Origin of the sequence: Comamonas sp. B-9 (assembly GCF_000410635.1) — a bacterium.
GTDB lineage: Bacteria > Pseudomonadota > Gammaproteobacteria > Burkholderiales > Burkholderiaceae_C > Comamonas.
Genome location: NZ_APCR01000543.1, coordinates 1 through 965, shown reverse-complemented (window position 1 = coordinate 965; position 965 = coordinate 1). Strand labels below are relative to the sequence as shown.

General features: G+C 69.3%; 2 protein-coding genes. Both read left to right on the top strand.

Annotation, left to right across the window (positions count from 1 at the left end; genetic code table 11):
* On the top strand, positions 1–521 hold a 521-nt coding region (locus tag H928_RS26235; RefSeq protein ID WP_021025564.1), incomplete at its 5' end, for a FecR domain-containing protein.
* Between the two features lie 146 nt (positions 522–667).
* On the top strand, positions 668–965 hold a 298-nt coding region (locus H928_RS26230), incomplete at its 3' end, for an STN domain-containing protein (RefSeq protein WP_043338788.1).

Genomic DNA, 965 nt, shown 5'->3' with positions numbered 1-965 from the left:
GCCGCCGGGTCGCGCTGCGCCAGGGCGCGCTGCTGGTGCAGGCGCAGGCTGCCAGCAACGGCCTGGCGCCGTTTGAGGTGCTGAGCCGGCATGGCCGCATCCAGGCGCTGGGCACCCGGTTTACCGTGCGGCTGCAAGAGTCCTGCACCCGCGTCGGCATGCTTGAGCACGCCACGCGCCTGACGACCGCAGCCGGTGCCAGCCAGGTGCTGGACGAAGGCCATAGCGCGCGCTTTGACACCTTGTCCATCGACGCCGACGACATCAACCCCCAGGCCGAGGCCGCCTGGCAGCGCGGCATGCTGGAGGTGCACAACCGGCCGCTGGGCGAGGTGGTGCAGGCGCTGCGCGCCTACCGCCGGGGTTTTGTCCGCATCAGCGCCCAGGCTGCCGCGCTGCGGGTCTATGGCAACTATGCGCTCGACGACAGCGACCGCGCCTTGGATGCGCTGGCGGCAACCTTGCCGATCACGGTGCGCGTCTACCAGCGCGGCTGGCTGGTCGTGATCGAAGCGGCCTGAGGGGCGCAGACCTGCCCGGACAGGTCTGTCGGGGACCGGGCTGCAGCGCATAGGCCTCGCCCCTCAAAAATAAATGAACACTTTTTTGCGCTCGCTCTACATACCTTGGAAGCCTCGATTTATCTATCTGCATTTCCAAGGACCCTATGCCACTCCGCCGCTCGCCCACCCTGCCCACTGCACCTATGGGCGCCATCGCACTGGCCGCCGCACTCGCCGCTGCCATGTCCTGCGCCCTGCCTGCCCAGGCCCAAACCCGCAGCCCGGCCGCAGTCCAAAGCTATGACCTGCCCGCCCAGCCGCTGGGCAGCACGCTGGCTCGCATCGCCTCGCAAAGCGGTCGGCAGATCAGCATGGATGCCAGCCTGGTGCAAGGCCGCACCGCGCCGGCCCTGCGCGGCAGCTATGCCCCGGAGGACGCTGCACGCGCTGCGCTGGCCGGCA